The organism is Microbacterium ureisolvens (assembly GCF_015278315.1).
Taxonomy (GTDB): domain Bacteria; phylum Actinomycetota; class Actinomycetes; order Actinomycetales; family Microbacteriaceae; genus Microbacterium; species Microbacterium ureisolvens.
On sequence record NZ_JADIJE010000003.1, the window covers coordinates 131,337 to 155,630 of the forward strand.

Annotated in this window: 28 protein-coding genes; 15 read left to right on the plus strand and 13 right to left on the minus strand. The window is 66.1% G+C overall.

The genetic code is table 11. From position 1 onward, the window contains the following. Positions 1-276: 276 nt before the first annotated feature. Complete coding sequence (locus IM767_RS05490) at positions 277-498, plus strand: hypothetical protein (RefSeq protein ID WP_109211428.1); 222 nt, start codon at positions 277-279, stop codon at positions 496-498. 26 nt (positions 499-524) lie between these two features. Here the strand turns inward: IM767_RS05490 and IM767_RS20985 are convergent, their stop codons facing one another. From IM767_RS20985 to IM767_RS05545, 12 genes are all read right to left on the minus strand, one after another. Continuing rightward, positions 525-656 (minus strand): hypothetical protein, encoded by a 132-nt coding sequence (locus tag IM767_RS20985; protein ID WP_275426028.1) that lies wholly within the window; start codon positions 654-656, stop codon positions 525-527. Between the two features lie 147 nt (positions 657-803). Then, a complete protein-coding gene (locus IM767_RS05495) occupies positions 804-1,250 on the minus strand; it encodes a single-stranded DNA-binding protein (RefSeq protein WP_162564343.1) in 447 nt (148 codons plus the stop codon). A gap of 14 nt (positions 1,251-1,264) precedes the next feature. Further along, positions 1,265-1,771: a hypothetical protein gene (locus tag IM767_RS05500; protein WP_109211318.1), complete on the minus strand. Its 507-nt coding sequence runs from the start codon at positions 1,769-1,771 to the stop codon at positions 1,265-1,267. Next, positions 1,768-2,139, minus strand: coding sequence for a hypothetical protein (locus IM767_RS05505; RefSeq protein WP_109211317.1), 372 nt, complete (start codon positions 2,137-2,139; stop codon positions 1,768-1,770). Before IM767_RS05505 ends, IM767_RS05500 begins: the two co-directional genes overlap by 4 nt. A 20-nt stretch (positions 2,140-2,159) precedes the next feature. Continuing rightward, positions 2,160-3,950 (minus strand): type IV secretory system conjugative DNA transfer family protein, encoded by a 1,791-nt coding sequence (locus IM767_RS05510; protein WP_198425696.1) that lies wholly within the window; start codon positions 3,948-3,950, stop codon positions 2,160-2,162. A 66-nt stretch (positions 3,951-4,016) separates the two neighbouring features. Beyond that, positions 4,017-5,348 (minus strand): MinD/ParA family ATP-binding protein, encoded by a 1,332-nt coding sequence (locus IM767_RS05515; RefSeq protein WP_109211315.1) that lies wholly within the window; start codon positions 5,346-5,348, stop codon positions 4,017-4,019. 2 nt (positions 5,349-5,350) lie between these two features. After that, positions 5,351-6,532, minus strand: coding sequence for a P-loop NTPase family protein (locus IM767_RS05520; protein ID WP_162564342.1), 1,182 nt, complete (start codon positions 6,530-6,532; stop codon positions 5,351-5,353). A gap of 428 nt (positions 6,533-6,960) precedes the next feature. After that, the gene (locus tag IM767_RS21155; RefSeq protein ID WP_109211313.1) at positions 6,961-8,454 is read right to left on the minus strand and encodes an SCO6880 family protein; all 1,494 of its coding nucleotides are present in this window, start codon (positions 8,452-8,454) and stop codon (positions 6,961-6,963) included. After that, the gene (locus IM767_RS05530; protein WP_109211312.1) at positions 8,451-9,911 is read right to left on the minus strand and encodes an LTA synthase family protein; all 1,461 of its coding nucleotides are present in this window, start codon (positions 9,909-9,911) and stop codon (positions 8,451-8,453) included. Before IM767_RS05530 ends, IM767_RS21155 begins: the two co-directional genes overlap by 4 nt. Next, positions 9,911-10,207, minus strand: coding sequence for a hypothetical protein (locus tag IM767_RS05535; RefSeq protein ID WP_109211311.1), 297 nt, complete (start codon positions 10,205-10,207; stop codon positions 9,911-9,913). The genes IM767_RS05530 and IM767_RS05535 overlap by 1 nt, the downstream gene beginning before the upstream one ends. 21 nt (positions 10,208-10,228) lie before the next feature. Next, positions 10,229-10,840 (minus strand): M23 family metallopeptidase, encoded by a 612-nt coding sequence (locus tag IM767_RS05540; protein ID WP_109211310.1) that lies wholly within the window; start codon positions 10,838-10,840, stop codon positions 10,229-10,231. Between the two features lies 1 nt (position 10,841). Next, positions 10,842-11,492, minus strand: coding sequence for a hypothetical protein (locus IM767_RS05545; RefSeq protein WP_162564340.1), 651 nt, complete (start codon positions 11,490-11,492; stop codon positions 10,842-10,844). 428 nt (positions 11,493-11,920) lie between these two features. On the opposite strand from IM767_RS05545, the gene IM767_RS05550 reads away from it, so the two are divergent. From IM767_RS05550 to IM767_RS05615, 14 genes are all read left to right on the plus strand, one after another. Next, complete coding sequence (locus IM767_RS05550) at positions 11,921-12,244, plus strand: helix-turn-helix domain-containing protein (RefSeq protein ID WP_109211308.1); 324 nt, start codon at positions 11,921-11,923, stop codon at positions 12,242-12,244. A 216-nt stretch (positions 12,245-12,460) separates the two neighbouring features. Next, positions 12,461-12,697 carry a helix-turn-helix transcriptional regulator gene (locus IM767_RS05555; RefSeq protein WP_239453421.1) on the plus strand — a complete coding sequence of 79 codons (237 nt, stop codon included), beginning with the start codon at positions 12,461-12,463 and terminating at the stop codon, positions 12,695-12,697. After that, entirely contained in the window at positions 12,697-13,215 is a 519-nt protein-coding gene (locus IM767_RS05560) for a phage integrase central domain-containing protein (RefSeq protein ID WP_162564339.1), read from the plus strand. The genes IM767_RS05555 and IM767_RS05560 overlap by 1 nt, the downstream gene beginning before the upstream one ends. Next, on the plus strand, positions 13,212-13,724 hold the full coding sequence (locus tag IM767_RS05565; RefSeq protein ID WP_109211306.1) for a site-specific integrase: 513 nt from the start codon (positions 13,212-13,214) through the stop codon (positions 13,722-13,724). Before IM767_RS05560 ends, IM767_RS05565 begins: the two co-directional genes overlap by 4 nt. A 464-nt stretch (positions 13,725-14,188) precedes the next feature. Then, complete coding sequence (locus tag IM767_RS05570; RefSeq protein ID WP_109211305.1) at positions 14,189-15,259, plus strand: proline racemase family protein; 1,071 nt, start codon at positions 14,189-14,191, stop codon at positions 15,257-15,259. Between the two features lie 95 nt (positions 15,260-15,354). After that, complete coding sequence (locus IM767_RS05575; RefSeq protein ID WP_162564338.1) at positions 15,355-16,074, plus strand: GntR family transcriptional regulator; 720 nt, start codon at positions 15,355-15,357, stop codon at positions 16,072-16,074. Positions 16,075-16,212: 138 nt separating this feature from the next. Next, positions 16,213-17,130: a dihydrodipicolinate synthase family protein gene (locus IM767_RS05580; RefSeq protein ID WP_109211303.1), complete on the plus strand. Its 918-nt coding sequence runs from the start codon at positions 16,213-16,215 to the stop codon at positions 17,128-17,130. Positions 17,131-17,167: 37 nt separating this feature from the next. Then, complete coding sequence (locus tag IM767_RS05585; RefSeq protein WP_109211302.1) at positions 17,168-18,040, plus strand: substrate-binding periplasmic protein; 873 nt, start codon at positions 17,168-17,170, stop codon at positions 18,038-18,040. A 39-nt stretch (positions 18,041-18,079) separates the two neighbouring features. Continuing rightward, the gene (locus tag IM767_RS05590) at positions 18,080-18,892 is read left to right on the plus strand and encodes an amino acid ABC transporter permease (RefSeq protein WP_109211301.1); all 813 of its coding nucleotides are present in this window, start codon (positions 18,080-18,082) and stop codon (positions 18,890-18,892) included. A 47-nt stretch (positions 18,893-18,939) separates the two neighbouring features. Next, on the plus strand, positions 18,940-19,686 hold the full coding sequence (locus tag IM767_RS05595; protein ID WP_109211426.1) for an amino acid ABC transporter ATP-binding protein: 747 nt from the start codon (positions 18,940-18,942) through the stop codon (positions 19,684-19,686). 107 nt (positions 19,687-19,793) lie between these two features. Beyond that, on the plus strand, positions 19,794-20,954 hold the full coding sequence (locus tag IM767_RS05600; RefSeq protein WP_109211300.1) for an NAD(P)/FAD-dependent oxidoreductase: 1,161 nt from the start codon (positions 19,794-19,796) through the stop codon (positions 20,952-20,954). Next, positions 20,938-21,204 (plus strand): (2Fe-2S)-binding protein, encoded by a 267-nt coding sequence (locus tag IM767_RS05605; protein ID WP_109211299.1) that lies wholly within the window; start codon positions 20,938-20,940, stop codon positions 21,202-21,204. Before IM767_RS05600 ends, IM767_RS05605 begins: the two co-directional genes overlap by 17 nt. Further along, positions 21,185-22,636 carry an FAD/NAD(P)-dependent oxidoreductase gene (locus IM767_RS21160; protein ID WP_162564337.1) on the plus strand — a complete coding sequence of 484 codons (1,452 nt, stop codon included), beginning with the start codon at positions 21,185-21,187 and terminating at the stop codon, positions 22,634-22,636. Before IM767_RS05605 ends, IM767_RS21160 begins: the two co-directional genes overlap by 20 nt. An 86-nt stretch (positions 22,637-22,722) precedes the next feature. Then, positions 22,723-23,478 carry an SDR family NAD(P)-dependent oxidoreductase gene (locus IM767_RS05615; RefSeq protein WP_109211297.1) on the plus strand — a complete coding sequence of 252 codons (756 nt, stop codon included), beginning with the start codon at positions 22,723-22,725 and terminating at the stop codon, positions 23,476-23,478. A 113-nt stretch (positions 23,479-23,591) separates the two neighbouring features. On the opposite strand, the gene IM767_RS05620 is transcribed toward IM767_RS05615, so the two are convergent. Continuing rightward, on the minus strand, positions 23,592-24,284 hold the full coding sequence (locus tag IM767_RS05620; protein ID WP_109211296.1) for a haloacid dehalogenase-like hydrolase: 693 nt from the start codon (positions 24,282-24,284) through the stop codon (positions 23,592-23,594). Positions 24,285-24,294 lie beyond the last annotated feature (10 nt).

Genomic DNA, 24,294 nt, shown 5'->3' on the forward strand with positions numbered 1-24,294 from the left:
CTTGCGCTGAACAATGACCAGCCGCTTGCGACCGGCGCCGGCCTGGGGAATCACTTCGGGGCATTCCTGTAGATGGGCCACGACCCGCGGGTCGGGCATGCTTCTGATCAAGCCACTGAGGTGGACAGGGAGAGCGCCAGCCGGCCCGCCGCGGCCGGACAATTCATAAGTAAGGCACCATGCGGGGCCAGGATGATCGTGAGCCATGATCACGGCGGAGCGACCAACACTCACCCTGTCAGCCAGTCCCAGACCAGCCGCTCCAAGACTCACAGGATGGTCGACGACATCCCGGTGCGGATGTTCTACGCCGGTAGGCGCTGGCGCGTCACCGACATCCCGACCTGGTTGCGGGATTCGATCTGGGCTACCCCAGGCGAACCGTCGCGTGGGTTGTATGGGTGGCGGTTCCAGGCGACGGATGGGGCGGGTGAGGCGGTGGTGTTCGACGTCTACCGGGCCGAGACCGACTGGCATGTGCACCACTGCTACGTCTAGCCCGCACCGCCTGCGCGGAACCCGGGTCAGGCGGAGGGGATGCTGCCGATCACGACGATCCGGCAGGAGTGACAGGCGACTCCGTGGCCGGCGTCGCGCAGCACGGCCGAGCACTCCGGACAGCGCGGCTGTTGCGCGTCGTCGAGGGGATCGCTCATGGCGCCGACCCTACGCCGGGCAGGCAGCGGCTGTCCGGATCCCGTGGAACTATGACGCCAGCCAGCTGGGCCTCCATTTTCGTTGGGTGGGCAGGGCGGCGGGGCGGGAGTACAGTGACTCTCGCCCCGCTTGTCTGTTGGTTCAGGTCAGCGTGACAGTTCGGCGCCGGCGTACGAGGCCGGTGTCGCTATCGGCCCCGAAGCGTCTGCTGCGGGGCCGTTAGCTTTTGGGGAACGGTCGACGATGACGTCGGCGAACTTCAGTGAGGCGCCGACGTTGTCCGCGACGATGTCGCGGGTCTCCCGGGATTGTCCGGTCTCCTTGTCGACGTAGCTGCCGAACCGGAGGTCGCCGGCGACGATCACGCTGTCGCCTTTGCGGAGCGAGTCGGCGACGTGCCGGGCGTGCTGGTTGAACACGACGACCCGGTGGAACACGGTGCCGACGTCTTCCCACCGGTTGGTGGTCTCGTTCAGGCGGCGGTCGTTGACGGCGACGGTGAACCGGGCGTACTCGTTCCCCGATTCGGCGTTGCCGTGTTCCGGGTCACTGGTGAGGTTGCCCTCGATGGTGACGGGGATCCTGGTGGTCATCTTTTTCCTTCCTGTCAGGAGACACCGGGTGCGGTGTCTCTGCGGGCGTGGGCCGTTGTGGTCCACGCGTCCCATTCCTGCTCATCGGTGATCCCGTCCCATGAGCGGGGTTTGAGGGGGTCGTGGCCGCGGGCGCAGCCGCCCGAGTATGCCTTCGCCATCCGGGGTAGGGCGAGGCCGAGTCGTTCGTGCCAACCGATCGGTCCGAAGCCGGCGTCGGTGGCGTCGAACGCGACGGTGTGCGCGGTGTGCAGCGCGGAGAGCTCTTCGACGAGCTGCCCGTGCTTGTACCAGCAGGCCGGCACGACGGATTCGGAGATCCGGTAGCGGACGGTGAACCATTCCACCCATTCCCTAAGTGCCGTCCAGGCGGCGGGGGCTTTGTGGTCGGGGAGGGTGCGCCAGTTGATGATGTGCGCGCCGAGCGGGTCGGACGGTCCGTACCGCTGGTTCGGGTCATACCCGGAGACTTCATTGGCGATGTCGTCGTCGTAGTCCGGCGGCGGGGGCAGGTCGCTCATGCGGCGTCCCCGTGGTCGGGCTGCAGTTTCTGCCGCAACCGGGCGAGGGCGAGATGGGAGGCGGCGCGCCGCGTGCGGTTGCGGGAGAGGACGGCGTCGCGGTCGATGAGCCGGTGCAGCAGGTCGTGGCAGTACGGATGCATCGCCACCAGGTCTTCATCGGGCTCGAGCGCCCGGAACTGCCCACCGTTCATCTTCACGCCGCGGTAGTCGAGGTGGTGCAGCTCCAACTGGGACCGCGCGGCGACCCGGCCGCAGCCGGCGCAGGTAAGGGGCTGCCCGGCGGTGGCGTGCTCTGTGAACCAGCGGTCGCGGCGCGCGAACCACGCCTTCGAGCGGAGAAACTCGTTCCGATACAGGTTGAACAATGCCGGGCGTCGACGGTTACTCATACCTCTGTCACCCCCTCCACCGGCTCCGCACTCTCGGACTCCGGAACTTCAGAGGTGCGGGAGTTCGGGACCCGGGAGTGTGTGTCGAACACGGCCCGCTGCTCCTGCTCGGTCTCCCGCTTGCCGGTCTGGATGATGTGCGCGTCGCGGCGTTCGTCCCAACCGGCGAGGTCGAGCAGCACGCTGCGGCGGTTCCGGTAGGCGAGCAGCCCGACGGTGGGTGGCAGCCGGCGGATCTCATCGACCGACATCAGCGCGCGACGCTCAAGATGCTCACTGGTGGAGTGCCCGACCTCCCGGGTCGACCAAGACCGCTGCTCGCGGCGGGTGTCGCGGGTGCCGAGGAGAGATTCGATGTCGCGGAGGTGATCGACGTGGCTGGCCCCGCCGAGCAGAACTTTGGCGGTGGCGGCAGCCCAAATGGTGTCCGCCTCAGCGCGGGACCAGGACGTCTCCGCTTGCGAGAGAGCCTGCAGCACGATGAACGTGCAGATCCCCCTCCCGCCGCCGTCCGCCATGATCCTGGGCAGGTTCCCCCACCGGAACATGTTCGCGATCTCATCCAGAATCAGGCCGAGCGGGTGCGGCAGCCGGGAGCCTGGGGAAGCGAGAGCCGTGGTGCGGGCAACCTCGACGATGTCATCCAGCACCGCGCCCAGCCACCCGCCCATCGCCGACGCCCCCGACGACGACCCGATCAGATAGAGCGTGTTCGCGGCATCCAGAAACTCCCGCGGATCAAACAGTTCATCGCCGCGGCGGGGGAGGAGCGCGTCGCGGATCGGCGGCACCGCCAAAGGTGCGACCGCGCCCTGCACGCCGAACCAGATGGAGGAGACCAGCTTCTCGTCCGCGGAGATGGTCGCGTCAAGGCTGTCGCCCCACCCGGGTGTGCCGTCGGTCTTGAGGATGTCGACGGCGGCACGGGTCTGCGCCGGCGACGTGCCCCAGTCATACAGTTCAGCGATCGTCTTGCCTCCGACCGCGGCGGCGTGCAGCAGCCGGCCGAGGACGACGCCCGACGCTTGCGCCCATTCCTCGTTGGTCCGGGAGGCGCCGAGGGCGGTGCCGGTGATGATCGCGGCGCCGCGTTGCATCGCGACGAGCGGGTCTTCGCACCCGGCGATCGGGGAGATGCGGAGAGGGTGGCGGATGCCGGACAGTCCTTGCGGGTCGAACACATGCACCTGGCCGCGGGTCTGCCGCATCCGCATCGTCGCGGTCAGGTTGTCGTTCGTGGTCGACGTGGTGATCAGCGGTCCGGACCAGTCCAGGATCGCGGAGATCAGTACCCGGTACCCCTTCCCGGACCGGGGCGGGCCCTCGAGGGCGACGGAGTCCTCGATCGACACGTACACGTCCTGCCCTCGCGACCGCCCGACGCGCCACCCCACATCCGTCGCGGTCGGCTTCGGAATATCGGGGCGGAGCTGGTGGGCGCGGCGCAGGACGGCCTTGGCGGAGAGGTAGTCGCGGATCTCGGAGCCGGTGGCAAACCCGGGCCGGGTGCGCAGGTCGGTGATGAACGCCCGATCCGACTCCCGGTACCGGCGCACCGCCACCAGGACCCACACCGCCAGCCCGCCGATCAGCAGCACCGCGACCACATCAGCGACGCGGATGATCGCGACCGGCAGCGTGCACTCGGCGGGGGCGGTGTAGGTGTCGGGGTTACCGGTGACAGCGAGCACCAGACCGGAGAACAGGTTCGCCGGGATGGGACGGGGGCCGCAGCTGAGCGTGGTGGTGGCTTCGGCGATGAACCCGAACGCGAGCGTGAGCAGCATCGCCGCCGCGATGAGGATCGCGGCCGCCTTCCCGAGGATGCTTTGATTCACAGGTCACACCCCGGTTCAGAGGCCTTCGGCGGCGGACGCGGCGGCACTGAGCCACGCGTCCCGGGTGCGGGGGCGGAGGGTGTCGAACCGGAGCGGTCCGGCTTTGAGGGCGGGGTCGAACGGGATGGTGTGGACGGCGCGGACGTGCCCGGCGAACCCGTCCGCGATGCGGCGCGCCGTGGCGGTGCCGGTGGGTTCGGACTGGGTGACGAGGACCACGGCGCGGTCGGCGAGAGCGGCGGAGCGTTCGTCCCGACCTCGCAGCGCGTCGAGGAGGAGGGCGGCGGATTCGGCGGATTCCGGGTTGGCGAGGGTGGGGATCACGAGCTGGTAGGAGGAGTCGATCATCCGCAGCCAGCGTTCGGCGGATTCGTCGTTGCCGGAGTCGAAGATGACGAGGCGGTAGAACCGGGCCGCGACCTGCATCAACAGATCGAGATCGGTGGCGCGGATGCGCTGGTCGGTGGCGAGCAGTTCCGGGTTGGAGCGGAGCACGTCGTACCGGTCCGCCGTCTGGTGGTGTACGAACCGGCTGATGTCCGACACCCCCGCCCCGGGTGTGAGGAGTGTGGGGGCGGCGGGGAGGAGGTCGCGGAGGGTGGTGTCGTACAGCCCTTGCTCGGTGCGCCAGCCGAGGGTGCCGCGGGTGTCGTTGTTGTCCCACGCCAACACGTTCCCGCCACCTTCCCGGGCGTAGACCGCGGCGAGCATCGCCGTGGTCATCGTCTTCCCGACCCCGCCCTTGCCGTTGACGACGGCCAGGGTGCGGCATCCCGCCCACTGCCGTGCCACCAGCGCCCGCTCCTCGGCCCGTCGCACCTCGGCGGCGGAGGGGCGGACGGTGATGCCGAGGCCGACGAGCATGCCGCGCCACCCGGTGACCGGGGGTGGGGTGTCGGTGGTGGGGGTGAGGAAGGTGGGGCGGGGGGACTCCGCAGCCGGCGCGGAACCTGCGAGGAGTGCGTCCGGCTGCGAAGCCTGTTCCCTCACCTCCTCTCCACGTTCCGTCGTGACGGTGTCGTCGATGTCCTGGTACGGCCCCAGATCCAGATCCCGCCCATCCGACCCCTCCTCGTCGTCGTTCTCGGAGGCGGGGGCGGTGGGGAGGAGGGTGAGGTCGCCGGTGGGGTCGACGAGCAGGTGATGCCTGCCGCGGTCCCCGGAGGTGACCAGCTCGACCGGGGTGCCGGTGCGGCGGGCCTCGTCGCTGGCGCGGCGGATCACGGCGCGGCGGATGTCCTCATCACCGGCCGCGGTGACCGGTTCGGTGTGCCCGTCGGTGGTGATGAAGGTCGCATTCGGACCAGTGACGGTCGCGTAGGTGCGGGGGTGGGCGACGGTGGTCATGGTCACAGCTCCTCGGTCAGGTCGCGGGCCTCGGGGGTCAGCCAGCCGTCCACGGTGCTGTCGGCGGGGTCTGCGGGTTGGGGCCAGTAGTCGTCGAGCGCGCCGGTGTCGATGACCCGGACGGTGGCGTCGTCCTGGTCGGCGGGGTTCACGGCGTCGTCGGTGGCGAACAGCTTGTATTCCCACTCGGTGGAGGTGGCGAAGCAGTCCACCAGGTAGGAGTACTGCCCGACATACGCGAGGAACTCGCCCTTGCGCAGCTGCCGCGCCATCTCGACATGCGGGGCGGGCAGGTTGAGCCGGGTGCGCAGCGCGGTTTGTTCTTGGTGGTTGACGCGAAAGATGAACTTGTTCTCGATGTCCCCGACAATCGAGTAGGCCAGCGACCGTTCCAGAGAGCCCTCTTCGCCGACCGCGTCGAGGTCGCCCATCTTGTGCAGGATGACGATGTTGCTGATCCCGTAGTGCCGGGACAGTTTCAGCCACTGCTGGAACATCTGCAGCGACGCCAGCGACGTCATGTCCCGCCACCCCTCCTCCCGCACCACATACCGGGTCCGTCGCGCCGCCCGATCAGAGATCACCGCCTGAATCCACGCCGTCGAACACACCTGCGTCAGTTGCGCCGCCAGGTCACCGCGGGCGAAGAGCTCGCTGGTGTCGGTGACGACGATGGGCGCGTCCTGGTCGAACTCCACCGTGGACTCGTCCTCGAACAACCCGGACAGGTCGCCTTCCACGAACCGGCGCAGCACGAACCGGGGCTGGATCGCCCCGTCCGCGGCACGGAATGCGGCATCGGTCTCCCCAGCCAATCGGCCGAGCTCCTCGTACACGCCGCGGAGCGTGGGCCGGTCGCCGGTGCGGGCGATGCAGCGTTCCAGGGCGTCGAGGATGGCGGCGTGCTCGACCGCGGTGAGCCGGTTGCCGAGGGTAATCTCGATGAGGGCGATGAGGGTGCCGATGCGGCGCTGCTTCACCATCTGCTCGTGCTGCTCATCCGACGCCCCGGTGCGGCGCGGGCCCTGGTCGAGGGGGTTGAGGCGGGTGCCGGTGCCGCCGCCGAGCCGGATCACCCGCCCGCCCGGGATCGCCTCCGCGACGGTCACCCATTCGCCCTTCGGGTCGGATGGGACCACGACTTGGTGGCCGAACGCGATGGACCGGGTGACGAGGGTCTTCACCGTGGCGGACTTCCCACCCCGATACGCACCCAGGACGAGGATGTTGGTGGAGAAGGTGCCGCGTTCAGTGGCGTCGACGTACGCCTCCCACGGCGAGAAATGCCACAGCGCGTCCGCGTTCAGATCCACCCCGAGTATCGGACCACGATGTCCGAGACCGCTGTCGGCGACGAACGGGTAGATCCCGGCGATGTGCTGCGAGGTCGCCTGATGGGCGGGGATCCATGCCTTCGCGAGGTTCCAGTACCCGCCCAGTGTGATGCCCGGCCCGAACGGCCCCCGCACCGCCGGCTCCGGCAAGTTCCGATCCCGCCGCGAAGAATGCTCCGGTCGCTCCTCTCGCTGCGCGTCGGTGATCCGGCGCCGTAGGTCGCGCCTCTCGCGGCGGGTGAGGCCGGTGGGGGTGAAGGTGGCGGCGTGGCGGGTCATCACTTCATCCCCAACCCGATCGGGATCGCGTTCACCATCAGCGCTTCGGCCTGCTGGCAGTACAGGATCTGCGCCTCCATTCCCGCCCGTGACAGCGCGTTGCGCATCCCGGCGATGGCCTGGTCGAGGCGTTCCTCGTCGGGGGCGGTGACGGTGAGGTAGGCGCCGTACTGGAACTCGCCGTGCCCGTTGGCGATCTCCTGCTCCTGCTGCTCCAGCGCCTTCCAGTCCGCCGCGTCCGCCGCCGACCCGTCCGCACCGCGCTTGGCACGCAGCTTCTCGTTGCCGCGCCACACCTTCTTCTCATCCCGGATCCGCTTCAACGCTTTGGAGACGGGGACGGGGGTAAGGACGATGGAGAAGATGTGGGTGATCGCCTCCCCGGTATGCGGGTGCCGGGCGAAGACCACCGGCGCCAGGAACCCCACCGGGGAGTCGGAGCGGGGCCATTCGTGCACCCACATCGTGGTGTGCACCGCCGAGTCGGTGACCACGATCCCGTTGCGGCCCTTCGGTTCATCCAGGTACATCGGTCCGATCGCGACCGGGTCCACCCCGGTGAGGGTGTCGGGGCGGTTCTGCACGGTCGCGGCGAACTCCGGATCGAACGCCAACCGGCCCAGCGCCGCCACTTCCCGGGGGGAGAGCCAGCGGCGCACCTTGATCTTCGCTGCCGACAGTGCGTCGGCGAGGTTCCCGGCTTCGATGTGCGCCAGGGCGACGATCGCGTCTTTTCCGCCGCCGAGCGCCTTGAGTTGGGAGCCGAGGGTGACCAGGTCGAGGGTGAGGACGAGGTAGTTGCGGTGCGCGACCTCGAACCGTTCGGCGTGGTCCATCACGTCCTGGTAGTTGCGGGCCACCGGCGACTCCGGATTCAGGTCCCGCACCCGCCGCACCGTCTCGTAGTGCTCCCGGGCGGCGCGGATCGTGGTGGGCAGGGTGCGTTCCTGCAGCGTCACCCGCTTCACCCCCGGCCGCTGCGTGAACGGGCCGAGCACCCGGTCGAACTGCTCGGCCAGGTCGAACCGCTCCGGCAGATCATGCATCAGGAACCCCTGCACCTCGAGCTCCGCAATCACGCTCACCGACCTGTCGTGCGGGTTGTAGGCGGCGGCCGTCCCGTTGCTGTCCCACAGCTGGATCGATGCGCGGGTGCCCGGCAGGTTCAGTGTGCCGGTGAGGCGGGGTTGTTCGGGGCGGAACGTCTGGGTGGTCGCGCCTGCGGTGTGACGGACCTGCTTCATCAACCACATTCCCGCCATCCGCGGGGTGGAGACGCCGTGGATGCTGGTGAGCGCGGTAATCCCGAACAGCAAGTACAGCGGCGCACCGTAGAGCAGGCCGAGCGGGCCGAACCGGTTCACGAAGATGAGCACGACCAGGGCTGCGGCGGTGAGGAACGCGATCTGCCACCCGTCCATGCCCATGACGACGCCTTGCCGGGACCGACGCGGCAACCGCACCGGGCGCAGGTACTCGGGTGTGGTGCTCATGACGTGCTCCCCTCAGATCGCGGCGGTTGCGGCGGCGGTGACGACGGCGGTCGTGTGGACTGAGACCCCGGGGTCGATGAGGCGGACAGGCGGTTACCGCCCGGGGCGGGGGTGCGGGCGGCCTGGGCGGGTGCGGCGGCACCGCGGGGCGCGTTCCCTTGGCCGGATCGTGCGGACATGGGCTTCGCCGCAGGTCCGCTGGAGGCCGGTCCGGCGCCGGAGGGGCGGATTCCGGAGGGGAGGCCGCCGAGGCGGGTGGGGATGGCGGCGACGCCGCGGGCTCCGTTCGCGGCCATTCGCCCGCCGTGGGAGCCGAGCCGGGAGCCGATGCTGTCGGCGGCGACCGCGCCCGTGAAGCTGAACAACCCGAAGATCGCGAACGGCGCGAACGCCACCAGCACTAGACCGATCAACAGCGGCCACGACTGCGGATTCCAGATCGTCTTCACCGACGCCAGTCCCTGCACGATGAGGGTGACGAACCCGATCGTGAGCGGCGCGGTCAGCAGCAGCACCATCACCGCGGAGAGGTATCCGACGACCCACTGCGGACCGATGCGGCGCACGGGGAACAGCATCCACGCCACCGGGCCGACCATGATCAGCGCGGCCAGGGCGATGTTGCGGAACGCGAACACCAACATCAGCAAGAACATCCCCAGCATCAGCAGCCCGTGGATCAGGAACGCGAAGAAGTAGTTCGCCTGCCCACCCGCCCACATCACCGACTGCAACGTCGAATACAACGACGCCGGCCCGTCGCCGTTGAGGATGTACCAGGTCATGTCATCGACCGCGTTCAACAGATGCCCGGTCAACCACAACGTCAGCGGGACGGCAGGGATCGCGATGAACGTCCGCACCAGCGCGCCGACCAGCGCCTCCCGGTCACCGGAGACGACGGCGGCGGCGATCGCCCACACCATCGCCCCGAACGTGATGATCAGGATCGCCCACTGCCAGAACGACCACTGATCCACGGCCGCCGACCACAACAACGTCGACGTGTCGAACCTCATGTTGTCCGCCACTAGGAACATCACCCCAGTCGCGGTCAGCGCCATCCCCCGCCCCGCGTTCTCAAACGTGAGGCACACCGCATCGCCGAGACTGCATCCGTACTTGACTGTGAGTGCTCGGCCGCCGTCTGCTTGGATTGCTTGGACGTGTCCCTCATAGGTCGTGCACACGGTGGCGCTCGTCCCGCTCAGCGACACGCCCATGAAGCACTGTTGGGGCGTTACCTTGTTCGAATCTGTGGGAGTGCAGCTGACTTGCCCGGTGGCGCTCTGGCAGTCGACCGGCGCCGCCGGGGCCGACCACGGTTCGCCCGTCACGGCGGCCATCGACACGGGCGCCGCAGTCTCCACCACGGTCGCTTGCGCGGCGGTACCCGATCCGAGCACGATCGCGAGGCCCGTGGCGAGGCCGAGGCGAAGCACCCAGCGGAGGTTCATCAGAAGCCGAAGTCGAAGTTCACGAACCAGGCGAACAGTCCGGATGCGGCGCCGAGCACGGCGGCAGCGATGAAGATCCACAGGATGTTCTCGCCCGCCCACGTCCGCACCCGATCGTTCGCGAGCCCGCGGAAGGCGAGCGCGGCCCCGGCGATGATCAGCATGATCAGCACCACGAGCATCGCGCCGGCCAGGATGTAGGACGCGACGACTTGGAAGCCTTGGAAGAACGGGGCGGAGAAGTCCGGTTGGATGTCGGGAACATCGACATCACCCGGAACGATGAGTGTGCGCATGGGGCTGCTCCTTGCTGGTTGCTACTTCAGTGGGACGCCGAAGCCGGCCATGAACGGCTCCGGATCTACCGGAGTTCCGGACTTCTGAACTTCGAAATGCAGATGGCACCCGAACGACTTGCCGGTGTTGCCCTCCGCCCCCAGCGGTGTCCCCGCAGCGACCTGCTCGCCGGCGGAGACGCGTAATGACCCCCATTGCATGTGCCCGTAGAGCGTGACGAGCTCATCACCGTGATCGATGCGGACCGCGTTGCCGTATCCCTGCCACGATCCGGCGGTGATAACTCGGCCCGGACCGGCGGCGTAGATGGTGGCGCCGCAGCCTTGAGCCATGTCGTACCCCTGGTGGTTCGTGGAGCAGTAGCCGCAACCCTGGACCGGGTTGTATCCGAACCCACGCCCCTTCGAATACCCGCCTGCCAAGGGGAGTCCCCACTCGCCGCTTGCCGCGGGTGCGGCTTCGCCCTTCGTGGGAACGCTGGCGGTGACACTGCCGGCGAGGGCGAAGGGGATCGCAACCAATGGGGTCAGCAGCAGGGCGCCCACGAGGGCGACGATGAGGAGTGCCCCTGTCAGGATCTTCCGCCCAGTCCTCGAGTTGAGGGCTGCGGCGGTGATCACCGGGGCTCCCATGTCAGGGCTCCAACGGCTCCGTGAAGTAGCGGACCACCTTGCAATCGCCCGCCCGCTGCGGCGAATCCGGTGTCGGCACCGAACCGGGACCGCACAGCACCTGCACGCTCACCCGCACCTGCTCCTCGTACGCCGTCTCCCCGCCGCTCCCATCCGACCTGGTGAATGTCAACGTCAAATCCGACGTGCCGATCGACATGTCACCCGACGTGTCATCCGTCACGGGTACGTACGCGAGGTCACTGGTTTTCGTCGCGGTGACGCGACCCTGTTCGTTCGCGAGGGAGTCCCACTCCTCCTCGGGGAGAACCACGCCGGTGCGGAACTCGACTTGGGACGCCTCCATTGCGGCCTGCTGGTCTGCTTCAGAGAGGTAGCGGGTGTCAGGGGTGAACCAGCTGTCGAGGTAGTCGAGCCACTCCTCACGGGCGCTCTCCGTCGTGTCGAATGTCGCCGCAGCTTCGAGGGCGGCGCCGATGTACACCTCACGGTCCGTCGTGATCGGCTCCGGTAGCCAGCCCTGATTTACGACCGACGCGTCCACGACGTCACCCGGCAGTTGCTCCGCCGTCGACGTCGGGGCAGTCGGCTGCGATGTCCCGGTCGGAACGGGTGCGGGCTGTCCAAGCAGCGAACTGACAACGATCGCCACGATCCCCGCGATGAGGACGAGTCCGCCGACGATGGCCCACACGAGTCCGCGGCGCCCTGAAGTCTGGTTCGTCGTCACCGGTCAGCCCTCCTGATCATTCAGGACGGCAACCGTGCGCATACGGGACGCGCTGGGGGACGGTCGCCGTGACGGCATCATACGCACGAAAAGGGTTCTGGCCATGAAAATGTTCACATAGCTTGTGGAGAACTCGATCGGGGCCCAGCCTGGGGAGGGGCGGAGGCAGCGGAAACCCGTGGCGCGGGATTTTAGACCCGCGATCAGGGAATAGTCTGTCCCCACTTTGGGGGACATGCTCCATCGAACTGGCCGAGTGGCCAGGTCGTACAGAAGCGATATCCTCCACATGGAGAACACCGTATAGCAATATTCTTGGCAAGTAAACGGTTAAATCATATTCTTGCTGTATGCCTCGACTCGCGCAGCCGGCCGGATCCGAAGACGCCGAAGAGCCTATCGCCCTCCTCGGCAGCCTCGTCAAAACCGCCATCCTCCGCTACCTCCGCACCAATCCGGGCGTGCCCATCCGTCCGATCTGCGACGCCCTCGAGCTCGGCGCGAGCACCATCCAACCCCGCCTCAATGAACTCGAAGCCGCTGGTCTCGTCATCTCCGACCCGCCGTACGACGAGGCCCACCCGCGACGCGGGATCTGGGTCAGGTACCGCGTCAACAATGAAGCCGTCACTGACCTGTATCTCCGCCTTGGATTCGCGATCGGCGAATTCTGATCCCACGGCGTGAGGTCGCGGGTTCAAGCCCCGCTCTTGCTACAGGAGAATCTCGTTTGACCGGGGTTTCTTGTCCCATCTGAAGGGACAGGGATTGGATGTATTCAACATCTATCCGCCCGCTTTTGCGCTCGAAGCGGCGATCTACGCATTCCTGGCGACAAGGTGCTCGATGCGTCTCGGCCAGTCTCGGTCGGGCTGGTGCACCGTGTTGCCATGAACAGCGAGCAGCTTTCGGGGCTTGGCCTAGAGCCGATGGTGACAACCAGCGAGCTCGCGGACTACCTCCGCGTGGACGTGCAGGCGATTTACGACCTGCGTTGTCATGATCGCGGGCCGAAAGGCGTGCGTGTGGGGCGTGAGTTGCGGTTCCGCGTGTCGGACGTGAAGTCCTGGCTCGATGCGATGCGTGAGCCCGATCCGCAGTCGGTGATCGTGGCTGGTGAACTCTAATGGCCGGGCGACCGCGAACGCCGATCGGAACCCTCGGTGACATTGCCGTCCGGGAAGTGCTGCCCGGGAAGTTCATTGCCACGACCCGGTTTCGCGACTGGGACGGGCAGGCTCGCCAGGTCAGCGCGACGGCCGGCAGCCGAGCCGGCGCGCGATCCGAGCTGAAGTTGCGACTCGTAGAGCGCCAGCAGCAGGCGGCGGATGGCGCCCTATCCGCCGAATCCTCCTTCCGTGAGCTTGCGGACGCCTGGCGGCAGGACATGCTCATGAGCGCAGACTTGTCAGATGGCACCAAAGGGACTTACGAGCGCGAACTGCGCACGCTGGTGCTGCCGACCTTCGAGCACTTCACGGTGCGCGAGGTCACGGTGAGTCGCGTCGAGCGCTTCCTTCAGGTGCAGCGCGCGAAGCCCTACCCGCGAGCCAAGCACTCTAGGACGATCCTGAGCATGGTGATGGGCTTCGCCGTGCGCCGCGAGATCATCGCGCGGACCCGACGAAGGGCACATCGCGGATGAAGAAGCCGAAGAAGGTTCCCAGGGCGCTGACCGACCAGCAGCTCGCGTTGATTCGATGTGCGGCCCGCGAGTGGCGCACCGGAGAGGGAGTGCTCAGTCCTCGGCCCGACGGTCAGGTGCGTGATGTGATCGAAGTGATGCTCGGTACAGCCACCCGGATCGGGGAGGTGCTTGCCATCCGAAAGCGCGATCTCGAAATGACCGCGAGCCCTCCGACGGTGGCCATCAACGGCACCCTCGTCGTGCGTAAGAGGGTCGGAGTGATCCGTCAACCCAAGCCGAAGACCGACGAGTCGAACCGGGTGGTCGCGGTCCCGTCCTTCGCGGCCGAAGTGATCCGGCGACGATACTGGCGACGCGTTCCGCGAACGCCGGCGCCACGCACGCTCGTACGGCGTCCACCGTGCGGGTCGGTCGGTGATGTCCTCACCGTTGCGTTTCACGCGTTCCCAGTTCGGGTCCAAGCCGGCACGCAGCTAGGCGAGTTCGAGTTCGGGATTGGCGCGTGAATGTGCGGCCACGCGCGGTGCCGTGCTCGCGACCACGTACGTTGCCGTCATCACGCCCGTTAGAGCGGTCAGTCGTAAAGACGGAGTCGCGATCGAGATCCGCCGGGCCATCCTCCTTGGTCGCCTTGAGTCAGGAAAAAGGCTCACCGAGGCCGGACTGACCGATACCGGATTCGGTCATACACGCGACGCGAACACGGCGAGCTGATGGAGTTGATCCGGACCCGGGACACCACGACGATCGCTGCCGTTTCGCCGCTCGGACTGTCGAGCGAGGGCAAGATCTCGTGGGCTATCTATCGCCTTAGCTTCGAGTCTGAGTATGTAAGTCTCGTATGGCGCCAGCACGGCCCCCCGCTACACCAGCGAGAACCGGTCTGTCCGACAATAACTGGACTAACAGGCTCCACTTGTCGGACAATACAACGAGCGGGTGCCCGCGACACGTATCAAAGAGGAGTCTCATGGCTGCCGCATCCCTGATTATGGATGCCGTTGAAGTTCACGCCGAAGGCGAAGCCGGTCGAGTCATCACTAACGGAGCCGACTTCGTACAGGGCTCGACGATGGCGGAACGCTTCGAATACTGCAGGACGCACCTAGATCACATCCGTCGCCTGCTGATCCGAGAGCCGCGGGGTTATCCCGGGATGTGCGCCGTGTTCTTGCTGCCGCCGATAAGTGACGAAGCCGACTTCGGCATCGTGGTCCTGGAGCAGGCCGGCTTCACGCCCATGTCGGGCTCCAACACGATCTGCACCGTGACTGCCGTAATCGAAGCTGGGCTGCTTCCGGCTGTAGAACCCGTCACTCAGGTCACCCTCGAGACGGCGGTTGGGCTCGTTCGAGTGGACGCCGAGGTGCGGAATGGAAAGGTCCTGTCAGTCACCATCCGAAACGTGCCAGCGTTCGTCGTGGGCCTGGACGTGCCGCTGGAAGTCGAAGGGTTCGGAACGGTGCCAGCCGACATCGTATTCGGCGGCCAGTTCTACGCCCAGGTCGATGCCGCGTCTCTAGGCCTGGAGTTACACCCCTCCAATGGCAAGGAGCTCGTACGGGCCGGCGCCCTCATCAAACTGGCAGCCTTGGAACAGGCTCCGGTCGAACATCCCCTTAACCCCGAGATAAATCACGTCAACCTGGTGATGTTGCACTCGGGCGCGCACCTGCCAGGGAAGCAGGCGCGCAACACCGTTGTTTCGCCTGCTGAAGGGATTCGCATCGATGACCCCCGGTCCTGGACTGGGGCCCTAGATCGCTCGCCATGCGGAACCGGGACAAGCGGACGCATGGCAGCCTTGCACGCCCGCGGCGAGCTTCGACTCGACGAGGAGTTCCGCCACAAGGGCATTCTCGACACAGAATTCGTAGGAAAGCTCGTCGGGACAACCGAGATCGGCGGCCGGCCCGCAGTGCTCCCCACCATTCGCGGACGCGGATGGGTGACCGGAACCGCGCGGTGGACCCTCGACCCAACCGACCCCTTCCCGGACGGTTACACCGTCGGGGACATCTGGGGACCGGAGACCGAGTAGAACCTCCCCGCCGCGTCAGTTGTGCTCCCTGGCATCGACTGGACTCGGCCGCTAAGGTAACCGGAACGACGCCGCCGAGGCAGAGTGGACCGCTGATGACAAGTGAGAGCAGCCAACAGTCGCCGCTCCTGACGCCAGGGCAGACCCGGAAGGAAGCAGCGCTTGCTTCTTTGCGCAAGGCGATCCTGACCGGCGAGATCGGCCCCGGGGACCCGGTTCGCGAGGTTCAGATGGCTGAGGCACTCGATGTCAGTCGTTCGACTCTCCGAGAGGCAGTGCAAACTCTGGTTCACGAGGGCTTGCTCGTTCAGGAGAAGTACAAGGGCGTCCGCGTCGCTCGCCTGAACCGCAAGAGTGTCGAGGACCTGGGAGAGGTCCGCGTCAAGCTCGAAACGATGGCGGCACAGAAGATCGCGAAGGATCCCACCGGCAAGAGCCAGAAGATGCTCAGGGAAGCTTTAGAGGAATATCTAGCATCGGGAGACCTCGAGGATCCGGTGGCGGAGCAGGCCACCCATCTTGCGCTCCATAGAACGGTGTGGTTCGCCCCGGGCAATGAGGTCCTCCAGCGCGTATGGACCAGCATCGAAAGCTTCGTGAACCTCAGCACCGCGACCAACCTCGCCGCGCACCACGGCGATGTCGCGCGCCAGCATAGGCGGCACACCGAATATGTCGAATGCATCCTCGCCGGCGACGATGACGCCATCGCGGCGATGGTCGAGGATCACGTGCTCGACAACGTCCTGCTCTACCGGCTGCGTCCGGGATTCGATGCGCTGGCGTCCCAACGCCGGGCGGACTTTCTTCTGTAACGATCGTGTGACAGCGCCGTAAACCTCCCGCGGCACTTCATCCCGATTGCTCTTCGGGGGTTGACGCTGCTCAAGCGGTCGCATATTGTCCAACGAGAACACCCCATCTTGTCGGACAAAAATGTAAGGACCGAGCCGATGTCGACTTCCACGCCCATCTCCGGTATCTACCCCGCCGTAGTCACGCCGCTGATCGCGGACGGCTCCACTATTGACTTCGCAGCGCTTGAGCGGCATGTGGAGCGCCTCATTACGGCTGGCGTGTCCGGCCTCATCGTCGGCGGAACGACTGGTGAGTTCACGACTCTGAGCAAGGATGAGCGCAAGGCTCTGCACGCCGCTGCCGTGAAGGCTGCAGCCGGTCGCGTCCCCGTTTTCGTCCAGACCGGTGCACTCACGACCCTGGAGGCGATCGAGCTCACCGAGCACGCGAAGTCCATCGGCGCCTCGGCGGTCATGGTGATCGCCCCGTACTACGAGGGGCTGACGTTCGCCGAGGTCAAGCAGTACTACACCGACATCACGTCTGCCGTCGACATCCCCGTGATGATCTACTACTTCCCCGACGCAACTCGCATCTCGTTGTCAGTTGAGGAACTGGCCGAACTCGCTGACCTGCCCGGCATCTCTTACGTCAAGTTCAGCTCCGACGAGCTCGACGTCTTCAACACGGCTCGGGAGCAACTCGCGGGACGGATCCAGTTCATCAACGGCATGGACGGCGAGCTCTTCTCGACCCTCGCGGAAGGCTCCGACTCGGTCGTGCTCGGCTCCGCGAACATCATCCCTGAACTCGCCGTCCGGATCTACAACGCCGTCAAGAACGGCGACCTCGAGGAAGCCCGCGAACTGTGGGCGCCGATCGAGCCGCTCATGCAGTTCCTCGAGAGCAGCGCCTACGTTGTCAAGGTCAAGGCCGCCCTCGAGATCCTCGGCCAAAGCGTCGGCCCCGTTCGACGCCCCCTGCTTCCCCTCACCGAGGAAGAGCGCGCCGAGCTCGCACAGCTCGTCAGCGCCCTGCCCACTCCCGTCAGCAGCACTTCCGCATCGCAGTAACCCGAGCCAAGAAGCACCATCGAAGGAGATGTAAGTCATGGTCCGCAAGAAGAACTCGCCGAAGACCGCCACGTATGTGATGGCCGCGATCGGCGTTGTGATCCTGGCTGTCGGTGCCGGCGTGATCGCCGGCACCTGGGCAGGCAACAACAGCGCAGCGAATGCCGCCACCGCTGATGGCCCCACCTGGATCAACGAGATCAAGCAGCGAGGCGAGCTCCGCGTCGGATGCGCTGAGGCCTCGCCTGCGATCACGGTCCAGAGCGACGGCACCTGCACCGGTCCCGACCTGCTGCCGCTGCAGGACGTCGCGGAAGCGCTGGACGTCAAGTTCGTCACGGTCGCCACGACCTGGCAGAACATCATCGCTGGATTGCAGGCCGGCCAATACGACATCGCAGCCGACCTCGACCAGACCATCGAGCGCACGCTGTCCATCCAGTACACCAACCCTTCGTGGTCCTACCCCGCGGTCTTCCTGGTCAAGCGAGACAGCGGCATCACCACCGCCGACCAGATCCTCACCTCCACCACCCCCGTCGCGGTGGCACAGGGCACCTCGCAGGATCGAGCGATCAGCGAGGTCGTGACGACGGAGCCGCTGCGCGTTGACAACTACCAGAACGCCGCCAGCGCCGTGAACGCCGGACGTGCGACCGCCGTGTTCACGGACCTTGGTGTGGCGGTGCAGAACGCGCAGGAAGACCCGACCTGGGGAATCATCGTCCCGGATCCCCGCATCCTCGAGGTGTGGGTGAGCTATGGCGTTCCGCAGGATGTGGACGCACAATCCCTCCAGGTGCTGAACATCGCGATCGACCAGGCAGTGCTGTCCGGCGACATGGAGCGAGGCTTTGCCGAGGCCGGCTACATCGACGTCGAGTTCCTGGGCGACCTCGAGATCAAGTAACGCGGCACCGCAAAACCCACGTCCGAAAAGGAGTGACGCATGGGCTATCAATTTGACTGGTCGATCATCGACCAGGTGTGGCCGGCCCTCATGCAGGGCCTCACCACAACGCTGCTGATCGCGGTGATCACGATCCTGATCAGTTCCGTGCTGGCCTTCCCCGTTGCGTTCGCACGCATGTCGGAGATCGGCATCATCCGTTGGATCGCGCAGATCTACATCGAGATCTTCCGGTGCACCCCGATGCTGGTGCAGCTCATCTGGGTGTTCTACGCGCTTCCCGCTTTGACCGGGGTCGCCTTCCCCAGCCTGTTCACGGTGATCGTGGCCCTGACCCTAAACCTCACCGCCTTCATGGCAGAGGTGTACCGCGCAGGCCTGCAGTCGGTCCCGAAGGAGCAGATCGAGGCGGCCGAAGTGCTGCAGCTGTCGCGCTTCAGCATCATGCGACTGATCGTGATCCCGCAGGCCTTCAAGCAGCAGATCCCCGCAGTCCTGTCGCTGAACATCCAGCTGTTCAAGGACACCTCGCTGGTATCGGTGCTCGGGGTCGCGGAGATCACGTTCCAGGGCAACGTGATGGCTAGCCAGACTTACCGCCCCATGGAAGTGTTCACATTGGTGGCGCTGGTGTACTTCGCCTTCGCGTTCCCGGCCACGCTCATCACCAGTTACATCGAGCGACGCATGATCCGGCAAGGGAACCGGCCGACAAAGGGCAGCAAGTCGCTGCTGGCTGGTCTCCTTCCCGGGCAGCGGCCGGGTCCGGTGGTTGCGGAGACCACGGAGGACGCCAACAGCGACGTTCGACCGGATGCCACGGCGAACATTCGTACGGGAGGGAGCAGCTAATGAGCGGGACCACCCTTTCCATGACGCCTCGCCAGGAGGAGACCGCTATGAGCTCGTTGCTGGTAGCAGACCAAGTCACGAAGTCGTTCGGCGATCGCCAGGTTCTCAAGAGCGTGAGCTTCGACATCGCCCCCGGCGAGATCGGTGTGCTCATCGGGAAGAGCGGGTCGGGCAAGAGCACCCTGCTGCGCATCTTCGCTGGCCTGGAAGAGCCCGACGATGGAAACATCTTCGTCCGCGGCAAGCAAGTGGTCGAGGACGGCGAGTACACCGACGAGTGGGACGGAGCCATCTCCGACGTAGGGATGATCTTCCAGCACTACACCCTGTGGCCTCACATGACGGTGTTCGAGAACCTCGCATTGGCGCCTCGACACGTGCTGCGCGAGTCCAAGAAGAGCATTATGGAGCGCGCGAAGCAGGCGCTTGCCGAGGTCGGGATGGAACATCATCTCAACAGCCGGAGCCCGCAGCTTTCGGGTGGCGAGCGGCAGCGCGTGGCCATCGCACGAGCGCTGATGATGCGTCCAAAGGTGCTCCTCTGTGATGAGATCACTTCGGCCCTCGACCCGCCCGTAGCGGCGGAAGTCCTCGGCGTGATTACGAAGCTGAAGGAAGAGGAAGGAATCGGTGCCGTGCTGGTCACGCACGACATGGCGTTCGCCTCGAAGGCTGCTGACAAAGTGCTCTTCTTCGAAGAGGGCGTCGTCGCCGAGGAAGGCCCGCCGTCCGCGATCTTCGGGAACCCGCAGACGCCCGGGCTAAAGAAGTTCGTCGACGCCGTCCGCTTCTGACAGACGCCCGAGATGAATAGAGAGAAGGACGTTGTGGTTCAACTGCGCGCCCTCATGCAGGAGGAGGGGGACGCTGATCGCGGCCCCCTCCTCGGGAGCGCTGAGCGATGACTGACGTCGTCATCATCGGCGGCGGAATCATCGGAGCCGCCACGGCATATCAGCTCAGTCTTGCTGGTCTGCGTGTGCATGTCCTCGAGCGGGGAGCTCCTGTCAGCGGGACATCCAGCCGCGGTGAGGGCAACATCCTGGTCTCCGATAAGCCGCCAGGGCCAGAGCTGGAGCTACAGAAGTTCTCCAGCCGACTCTGGGCCGAGTTCGACGAGTCCGACCACGAATTGGACATCGAGCTGGAAGAAAAGGGCGGGGTGCTGCTGGGCGTCGCGGGCAACGCGATGACCGCATTGCACGGCTACGCCGAAGCGCACGAAGCAGCCGGAGTGCACGCGGAGCGGATGGACGCGGCGGCTCTGTACGAGAGAGAACCCAACCTCGCTCCCGGCTACCCGGGTGGGCTCTTCTACCCGGGAGACCTCCAGGTGATGCCGGTGGTCGCCGCGTTCGAGATGCTTCGCATTGCGCGTCGGAACGGGGCGACAATCAGCCCGTACACCGAAGTCCGTGGTGTCAAGGTGGATAAGGGCGTGGTCGCGGGAGTTGAGACCGACAACGGCACGGTGCCCGCGCGCGTAGTCGTGAACTGCTCCGGCGCTTGGGCTGGACCGCTCACCTCATCCTGGGCGACGCCGTTGCCCGTGGAACCGCGTCGCGGCTACGTCCTTGTCACTTCAGCGCTGCCCCACGTCGTCCGGCATAAGGTCTACTCAGCCGAGTACATGGACAACGTGTCGTCCAGCGATGCGGGACTCCAAGCCTCGCTCGTCGTCGAGGGAACCAAGAGTGGCACTGTCCTGATCGGCGCCAGTCGTGAACGCATCGGCTTCGACGATCGGCCCCGGGCGGAGATCGTGCAACGCCTCGCCAGCCAGGCGATCGCCGTTTACCCGTTCCTCGCCGACGTCCGCCTGATCCGGTACTACCAAGGCTTCCGCCCTTACGCGACCGGCCACCTTCCGATCATCGGTCCGGACCCCGAGCTAGGGGGGCTCTTCCACGCCGTCGGTCACGAGGGGGTCGGAATCGGGTTGGCCCCCGCAACGGGTCGGATCATCACAGAGATGATTCTGGACCTTCCCCTGAGCGTAGACATGAAGGCATTCGCGCCTTCCCGTTTCAGCGAAGAGAGCCGACATGACGTTCCAGTTTGACGGCGAAGAAGTCAGCTTTCGCCCGGGCCAGAGCGTGCAGGGAGCCCTGGTGGCGCACGGGGTGCTGGCCACTCGAACGACCCGGCTCGCCGGTGCTCCGCGGGGCATGTTCTGCGGGATCGGCGTCTGCTTCGATTGCCTGGCCAAAGTCGACGGAGAACCCGATCAGCGAACCTGCATGACTCCCGCCGAAGACGGCATGGTCGTCTGCGCACAGGAAGGTACCGGACGTGACGACCTCGCGATCTGAATCGCCGCCCGTAGACCTCATCGTCATCGGTGGTGGTCCCGCCGGGATGGCTGCCGCCGCGGCGGCAATACAGTCTCAGCCCAGCGCTCGCATCGTGCTCATCGACGGCAACCGCAACCTGGGCGGCCAATACTGGCGGCAGCCGTTCGATCCGCGTCTGGCAGAGGTCACTAGCCGCCACCATCACCATCTCAACACGTACCATAACCTGCGCCGGCGATTGGAAGAAGGCGAAGCCGCCGGTGCGCTCGACCTGCTTCTGGGGCGGTGGGTATGGACTGTCACACGGGACCCGGACTCGGGCGTGTTTACAGCTCACACCACTCACGGCCATACGGCTGAAGGCATCAGCGGCCGAAGCATCATCCTGGCGGCCGGCGCATATGACCGACAGCTCCCGTTTCCCGGGTGGGATCTCCCGGGGGTTGTCACCGCCGGCGGCGCGCAGGCCCTGCTGAAGTCCAACGACGTCCTCGTCGGCAAACGGGTGGCCGTCGGCGGAACCGGCCCCTTTCTCGTCGCCGTTGCGGCCGGCCTCGCAGAGGCCGGCGCGACTATCGCGGGTGTCCATGAAGCGAACTCGTACCTCAAATGGGCGCCTCATGCTGGCCATCTCGCGAGCAACCCGTCCAAACTCGCCGAGGGCGCCGAGTTGGCGCTGCAGATCGCCAAACACCGAATCCCCATCCATCCCCGCTCTGCGATCATCGAAGCGCGAGGTTCGGGCCGCGTCCGTCAAGCCGTCGTCGCAAAGCTCGACAGCGATGGCAAGGTAATCGGCAGCACCGCCAAGACCGTCGACGTCGACGCCATTGCCGTCGGGTGGGGATTCACCGCCCAGATCGAACTCGCACTCTCGCTGGGTGCGACGACACGTGTGGACGTCGACGGAACGGAAGTCGTTGCCACCGACGAGCTGCAATGCACATCAGTGGATGGGCTATTTGCGGCAGGCGAGACGAGCGGCATCGGAGGCCTCGAGCTCGCCCTCGTGGAGGGCGAGATCGCGGGCAAGACCGCAGTCCTCGACAGCAGGGCGGCCAGAGCACTGACAAGCCGCAGGCGCCGGAAGCAGGGCTTCGCCACAGCAATGCACAACGCGCACCCGGTTACGGACCACTGGCAGAACCAGCTTACGGACGACACCGTCATCTGCCGGTGCGAGGAAGTTACCTACGACCGGGTGTTGAGCGCAGCAACAGACGCCCTCTCGAACGAGCCCCGATCCACCAAGCTGCTAACCCGGACGGGAATGGGTTGGTGCCAAGGCCGGATGTGCGGCTACGCCGCTTCCTGCCTCAGCACCCCGACAATCGCGGGCGGAACGGATGCGTTCGCGAAGCGGCCTGTCGCGGCCCCCGTCACGCTCGGAGCACTGGCCGCTCTGAACGATTCGGGCCCTGCCGACCGCACGGTTTCGCGCAACATCTGAGTCCGTTCTCCTCGCTCGGGAGGATCGGACTCGTTTAATTGTCGGACAAATCAATAGGCTATTGTCAGTCAAAAATAGGAGAACCAATGGGACTGCTTGACGGTAAAACGATCATCATCACCGGCGCGGGGCGCGGCATCGGCCTCGCCACCGCTTTGCACCTGCACGACGAGGGCGCGAACGTCATCGCCACCGTGCATTCCGATAGGCGTGTGCCCGAACTCGACATCGACAGCGACCGTCTGGTCGTGCGCACGGTGGACGTCGCGGACGAGGAGCAGGTCAAGGAGCTCATCCAGTTTGCGGTCGACACCTTCGGCGAACTCAACGGCATCGTGAATAACGCCGGGATCCTCATCCCGGGGACCATTCTGGACGCGAGCCTGGAAGACTTCGAGCGCACCTTCGCCGTGAACGTACGTGGTGTCTTCCTCGGCTCCAAGTACGCCCTCCCGGAGCTGCTTAAGGCCGGCGGTGGTTCGATCGTCAACTTCGGCTCGATCAACTCCATCGGAGCGGAAAAGCTTCTGACTACCTACACGGCCAGCAAGGGCGCCGTCCTGCAGCTGACTCGCGCCATCGCGTTGGACTACGGTGCGCAGGGGATCCGCGCCAACACGGTCTGCCCCGGCTTCGTCGACACCCCTCTCAACATCCCGCACTACGAAGCGCTTGGCGGGCGCGAGGCGCTGGAAGAAGGGCTTCCCGACTTCCAGCCGATCGGGCGCCCGATCACAACGCTCGAGATCGCACAGTCAGTGTCGTTCCTGCTCTCCGATCGCTCGACCGCGATCACGGGAACGGCGTTCGTCGTCGATGGCGGCGTACTGGCGGGAGCCTGACGGATCGACAGATGGCCTGGCGGACGCTACTGCAGACCGCCAGGCCATCGTTCGATGGTTCTCACCCGGCGTGTGTGGCGCATAGATCCCGATCAGCACCGAAGCACCCGGGATCAGCGCGTCCGAAGCGACTCCGCGCTCACCTCGGGAGCGCGACGGAAGGCCCGGGTCGACCTGGTTCCCGCATTGACGAGCACGGTGTGCCTCACTGCTCGAGCGAGCGGGAGATCCGAGGCGGAATCTGTATAGAGGACGGCCTGGTCAAGCGCCACGCCCGCCGCGCGCAGGCTTTGCACCTTCCGAGCGCCGACGTTATGGGAACCCATCAGCAAGCCTCTGCGCTCGACAGTCAACGTCGACGCGAGGACCTCGACGTCATTTAGCCCCAACGCATCAAGATAGCTGCGAGCCAGTGTCTTCTCGGAAGCCGTCACCACTATCGCCCGTGTGCGGGCGTGCGACTGCCGCAACACGGCGACGATGGTGTGCCGTCCGATGTCGGGATCGGCTGCCAACGCTTCAGCGGTCTCCCCGGCGAGCCTGACGTACTGGAGCGGGCTCACATTTCTAAGAGCCAAGCGGACCAAAGCGCGGTTCACCCTCGGCCGCACCTCACCCCACGGTGATGCGGCCAACGCCGTCAGCACGAGAGGCACTGCGGCCGCAAATCGCCATGGCGCTGCGCGCAGCCGGCGAATGATGAGCGCCGCCATCGAATCGTGACGCGTCAGCACGCCGTCCATATCGAATAGCGCCACTTCCGGTTGCGTGCCGGGCACACCCTGATCGCCGGCTCGGGCGATCATCACTCGTCGG

Excerpts from the sequence above, each read along its gene's own strand:
- IM767_RS05490 (WP_109211428.1), top strand. The coding sequence starts at position 277 with ATGGTCGACGACATCCCGGTGCGGATGTTCTACGCCGGTAGGCGCTGG.
- IM767_RS20985 (WP_275426028.1), bottom strand. The coding sequence starts at position 656 with ATGAGCGATCCCCTCGACGACGCGCAACAGCCGCGCTGTCCGGAGTGC.
- IM767_RS05495 (WP_162564343.1), bottom strand. The coding sequence starts at position 1,250 with ATGACCACCAGGATCCCCGTCACCATCGAGGGCAACCTCACCAGTGAC.
- IM767_RS05500 (WP_109211318.1), bottom strand. The coding sequence starts at position 1,771 with ATGAGCGACCTGCCCCCGCCGCCGGACTACGACGACGACATCGCCAAT.
- IM767_RS05510 (WP_198425696.1), bottom strand. The coding sequence starts at position 3,950 with ATGCTGCTCACGCTCGCGTTCGGGTTCATCGCCGAAGCCACCACCACG.
- IM767_RS05515 (WP_109211315.1), bottom strand. The coding sequence starts at position 5,348 with ATGACCACCGTCGCCCACCCCCGCACCTACGCGACCGTCACTGGTCCG.
- IM767_RS21155 (WP_109211313.1), bottom strand. The coding sequence starts at position 8,454 with ATGAGCACCACACCCGAGTACCTGCGCCCGGTGCGGTTGCCGCGTCGG.
- IM767_RS05530 (WP_109211312.1), bottom strand. The coding sequence starts at position 9,911 with ATGAACCTCCGCTGGGTGCTTCGCCTCGGCCTCGCCACGGGCCTCGCG.
- IM767_RS05535 (WP_109211311.1), bottom strand. The coding sequence starts at position 10,207 with ATGCGCACACTCATCGTTCCGGGTGATGTCGATGTTCCCGACATCCAA.
- IM767_RS05540 (WP_109211310.1), bottom strand. The coding sequence starts at position 10,840 with ATGGGAGCCCCGGTGATCACCGCCGCAGCCCTCAACTCGAGGACTGGG.
- IM767_RS05550 (WP_109211308.1), top strand. The coding sequence starts at position 11,921 with ATGCCTCGACTCGCGCAGCCGGCCGGATCCGAAGACGCCGAAGAGCCT.
- IM767_RS05555 (WP_239453421.1), top strand. The coding sequence starts at position 12,461 with ATGAACAGCGAGCAGCTTTCGGGGCTTGGCCTAGAGCCGATGGTGACA.
- IM767_RS05560 (WP_162564339.1), top strand. The coding sequence starts at position 12,697 with ATGGCCGGGCGACCGCGAACGCCGATCGGAACCCTCGGTGACATTGCC.
- IM767_RS05565 (WP_109211306.1), top strand. The coding sequence starts at position 13,212 with ATGAAGAAGCCGAAGAAGGTTCCCAGGGCGCTGACCGACCAGCAGCTC.
- IM767_RS05570 (WP_109211305.1), top strand. The coding sequence starts at position 14,189 with ATGGCTGCCGCATCCCTGATTATGGATGCCGTTGAAGTTCACGCCGAA.
- IM767_RS05575 (WP_162564338.1), top strand. The coding sequence starts at position 15,355 with ATGACAAGTGAGAGCAGCCAACAGTCGCCGCTCCTGACGCCAGGGCAG.
- IM767_RS05580 (WP_109211303.1), top strand. The coding sequence starts at position 16,213 with ATGTCGACTTCCACGCCCATCTCCGGTATCTACCCCGCCGTAGTCACG.
- IM767_RS05585 (WP_109211302.1), top strand. The coding sequence starts at position 17,168 with ATGGTCCGCAAGAAGAACTCGCCGAAGACCGCCACGTATGTGATGGCC.
- IM767_RS05590 (WP_109211301.1), top strand. The coding sequence starts at position 18,080 with ATGGGCTATCAATTTGACTGGTCGATCATCGACCAGGTGTGGCCGGCC.
- IM767_RS05595 (WP_109211426.1), top strand. The coding sequence starts at position 18,940 with ATGAGCTCGTTGCTGGTAGCAGACCAAGTCACGAAGTCGTTCGGCGAT.
- IM767_RS05600 (WP_109211300.1), top strand. The coding sequence starts at position 19,794 with ATGACTGACGTCGTCATCATCGGCGGCGGAATCATCGGAGCCGCCACG.
- IM767_RS05605 (WP_109211299.1), top strand. The coding sequence starts at position 20,938 with ATGACGTTCCAGTTTGACGGCGAAGAAGTCAGCTTTCGCCCGGGCCAG.
- IM767_RS05615 (WP_109211297.1), top strand. The coding sequence starts at position 22,723 with ATGGGACTGCTTGACGGTAAAACGATCATCATCACCGGCGCGGGGCGC.
- IM767_RS05620 (WP_109211296.1), bottom strand. The coding sequence starts at position 24,284 with ATGATCGCCCGAGCCGGCGATCAGGGTGTGCCCGGCACGCAACCGGAA.